Annotated in this window: 2 protein-coding genes; one reads left to right on the top strand and one right to left on the bottom strand. The window is 39.9% G+C overall.

Features of this window, described 5'->3' with window-relative positions:
• The first annotated feature begins 186 nt into the window (after positions 1 to 186).
• Positions 187 to 1,992: a M3 family oligoendopeptidase gene (locus tag C3945_RS11530; RefSeq protein WP_161879800.1), complete on the top strand. Its 1,806-nt coding sequence runs from the start codon at positions 187 to 189 to the stop codon at positions 1,990 to 1,992.
• 398 nt (positions 1,993 to 2,390) lie between these two features.
• Here C3945_RS11530 and C3945_RS11525 read toward each other — a convergent pair whose 3' ends face one another.
• On the bottom strand, positions 2,391 to 3,893 hold the full coding sequence (locus tag C3945_RS11525) for a C40 family peptidase (RefSeq protein ID WP_161879799.1): 1,503 nt from the start codon (positions 3,891 to 3,893) through the stop codon (positions 2,391 to 2,393).
• Positions 3,894 to 4,198 lie beyond the last annotated feature (305 nt).

The following is a 4,198-nucleotide window of genomic DNA, read 5'->3' as shown; positions in this document are numbered from 1 at the left end:
ACCTTAATCGACAGAAATCATCATACGAGCAACGAGAAATTTGGGAAACATAATTTTTCATAGATTATTGGGAGTTACCTAATCAATAGACTTATTCTAACTGATGTTTCTGGATAAGTGAAGAAAAAACGGGTACAATGAGTATAATTTATTTGTAAGCATTTTAATATTGGGGAGAGATGACATATGTCAAATGCACTAAACTGGAATATGGACAGAGTCTTTGAAGGGGGAAGCCACTCTGTCGAATTACAAGATAAACTGACTTCTATCGAAAAAGCGATTCAAGAAGCAAAAGAGTTGGTTGAAAACTGGTCTGTGGATCAGGATGAAGTTGGGTTTCCTAAGTTGAAGGACTTTCTTGAAAAAAGAGAATTCATCACAAATGGTTTATCTGAAGCAGGAACCTTTGCTAGAGGACTCGCTTCTGCCGATGCAAAAGATGCTCAAGCGTCTAAAGTAGTGAATCAATTGGGGAGCATTGCTAGTCAGATGAATGCTGTTGAAACACGCTTTATGAAGCAATTAAAAGACAGTTCTGATGAGGCTTGGAATAAGCTTTTGTCAGATGACTCCTTTAAGGATGTATCGTTTGCTTTAAATGAAAAACGCGAGCAAGGTAGAAAATTACTATCTGAAAACGAAGAACGCGTGATCCAAAAATTATCTCTTGATGGCTTACATGGTTTTGGAAATATGTACCAGTCATTGGTCAACAGCATCAAGATTCCTGTTAAAGAAGACGGCAAAGTCAAGGTTCTATCTGCTGGTCAAGCTGCTAATAAACTTTCTGGCGACTCAGATCCTAAAGCCCGCCACACCATGCTTCACCTTTGGGAAAAAGCGTGGCAAGCTAAATCGCCACTATTCGCAGATACGTTAAATCACTTGGCTGGTTTCAGACTGCAAACGTATCAACTCCGTAGCGAAGATGATTTTATGAACCCACCTTTAGAGTATAACCGCATGAAAGAAGACACCTTAAACGTGATGTGGGATACCATTACAGAAAACAAACCGCGTGTCGTTGATTTCTTGAACCGCAAAGCAAAATTAATGAATTTAGAAAAGTTATCTTGGCCAGATGTAGCTGCACCTGTTTCTGTAGGGACATTTACTCCGAAGACCTACTCTTTTGAAGAAGCTCAAGATTTTATCGTGAAACACTTCGGCTCATTTAGTACCGAAATGAGTGGCATGGCTCAACGTGCCTTTGAAAACAACTGGGTCGAAGCGGAAGACAGAGAAGGCAAACGGCCTGGTGCTTATTGCGCCAATTTGCCGGAAAGTAAAGAGTCTCGAATTTTTATGACCTTTTCTGGAAGTGCCAATAATGTCTCTACCCTAGCTCATGAGTTGGGCCACGCCTTCCATAGTCATGTGATGCGAGATTTGCCACAATTAAATCGCCGCTACGCCATGAACGTCGCAGAAACGGCTTCTACTTTTGCAGAAACATTAATCTCGAATGCCACGATTGAAGCCGCTTCGTCTGTCGAGGAAAAAATTGCTTTACTCGACAGTAAAATTTCACGAGCCGCTATCATGTTTATGGATATTCATAGCCGTTTCATCTTTGAAAAACGATTTTATGAGAAACGTCAAAACGGACTCGTAAACGAAAAAGAGTTACGTGACTTAATGGAAGAAGCTCAAAAAGAAGCGTTCCAAGATTCTTTAGAAACGTATCACCCCATGTTTTGGGCGAGTAAACTTCATTTTTATAGTACGTCTGTATCATTTTATAACTTCCCATACACTTTCGGCTTCTTGTTTAGCTTGGGTATTTACTCTAAAGCAAAAGAAGTTGGACCATCTTTTGAGGGGAATTACCGTAACTTATTAAGAGATACGGCTAGCATGACGACGGAAGAGTTAGCTGAGAAACACTTAAACGTGGACTTGACTCAATCAACCTTCTGGCAGTCAGCCATCGATGAAGTCTTAGAAGATATTGATTTGTACATGTCACTGACCGAAAATTATAGTTAATTTTCTTATCAGCATCCCCGTTCCTGGTTTATTCCATGAGTGGGGATGTTTTATTGTTATGTCGTTGAACCTTATGCTCGTAGGTAGGCCATTAAATTTAGTTGATTGACTACTCATTAATGGATTCTTTTTGAGTGGGCAGTTAACCCCATTTAATTGACTACTCACTAGTGGATTCTTTCTGAGTGGGCGGTTAAACCCATTTAATTGACTACTCGCAGCCAATTCTGGTTTGAATCGACAGTATGTGGCTCTTTAGTGTCGATTCGGGAATAATGTCGTCGCTGAGTCGGCATTATCTGCGTTTAATCTTTTATTTTGCAATCGATATTTCTAAATTCTCAAAAAAAGGCCCACTCATCATTTAAGATGAGCGAGCCTTCTTCAATTTAATTATATTAATATCTTCCGTATCCAACGACTCTACTTGCCCAGTAGCCTGTGTTTAAGCTAGCATATGCTACACCGGTACTTGATTGAGAACCGATGAACTGGCCCCCTCCTACATAAATACCGACGTGAGAGACTCCGCTACCTTGACTAAAGAATACTAAGTCACCAGGACGTGGATTACTTACTTTTTTAGATCCTGCATATTGAGCTGCCGCAGATCTTGGTAATGTAATACCTGCTTTTCTAAAGACATAGCTTGTAAAGCCTGAACAGTCAAAGCCTGAAGGTGTGGTTCCCGTGAAAAAATAAGGAGTGCCTAATAGACTATTTGCTGTTCCGCTTAATGCTCTCCAGCTTGTACCACTTGGTGCAGGTGCCGGAGCAGGCTTTGGTTTCGGTTTAGGAGCTGGTGTCGCAGCCGGCTGACTCACTGCTGGCGTTGATGTTTGGCTTCCAGAACCAGCATTGCTGGAATTTGAATTGTTTGAGTTTCCTGAATTAGACTGACTGCTTGAGTTATTAGCAGTTGAGCTTTCAGTACTGGATGCACTCGTTTCTGTTGAACGATTGGACGATGCTTCAGGAGCACTTGTCTCTGTTTCACTTTGAGTGACTGCCGTTTCTTCTACTATTTCTCTTTGTGAAGAAGCAGTTGACACTTCTTGTGCTTCTTCAGCAGCTGCTAATTCTGCTTCTTGTGCTGCACTTTCTTCAGCACGACGTTGTTCTTCTGCTGCTCTTACAGCTTGAATAGCTTCTTCACGGGCTACAACCAATTCCGTTACCGCCTGTTCTGCTGAAGCTTTTTGAGCTAAGAATCGTTCACGATCTGATTCAGCTGATGCACGTTCAAATGCCAATTGAGCGACTAGAACTTCTTTTTCCAAACGTTGTTGTTCCAAATCTTCGGAAATCAATTCTAATTCGCCAGCTAACGCATTTTGCTGAACGATCGTTTGCTCTGTAAGCTCTGTCTTTTCGACAACCGCTTCTTTATCGCTCAATTGTGCTTGAACTAATTTACGATTAGATTGAACAAGACTAGTAACAATATCTATACGACCGATGATATCAGTCAGTGACTCTGCATCGATAATAAATTCAATATAATTAGTCGTTTGTCCATTGACTTGAACCGTTCTCGCTTGGTTTTCAAGTTGTTCTGTTCGTTTAGCGATGTTATCTTCTAGTACTGCAATTTCTTCTTGTAAAACAGTCATTTCAGTTTGGGCGTCTTCAAGACGTTGAACAACCTCTTCTATCCGGTTTTCGTTAGAGGTAATGTCTCCATTGATTGTTTTTAGTTGATCTTCAGTATTTTGTACTTCTGCTTGCAAGGATTCAATTGTTTCTTCCAATGTATGTACTTTGTTTTCAGATTCTTGTATTTTATTTAAATTCTGTTGGATTTGCTCATCATACTCCGTTGCGAATACTTGTGGCGTGAACGCTAGTGAGCTCAGTAAGAGTGTTGACGTAATCGTTGATAAGATAAATGTCTTTTTCAAAGGTTTTTCCCTCCATATAGTGTTAGCCTATAATGTGGTCGCTTCGTTCTCGTTTACTGTTCTTAAGTGATAAGTTATTTGCATAAGGCTTCAAAGCCTTTTCCGGGTAGAATGTTTATTTATTAATCTAACCTGAGCCAAGTATAGCACTCTTTTTCTGTTTTATCGTTTCAGTTTGATTACACTTCTATTTCACTTATTTATCTGTTTGATGAATAAAAGCCCCGTTAGTGTAAAATAAACCTCGGTATTTGATATAATTGGACAAAAAGAAACGAGACCTTTAATCTTAAAGTTACCACACA

The sequence above is a fragment of the Alkalibacterium sp. MB6 genome, from assembly GCF_009935905.1.
GTDB lineage: Bacteria > Bacillota > Bacilli > Lactobacillales > Carnobacteriaceae_A > Alkalibacterium.
The sequence above is the reverse complement of the archived record's forward strand: the minus strand, read 5'-3'. Positions and strand labels throughout refer to the sequence as shown.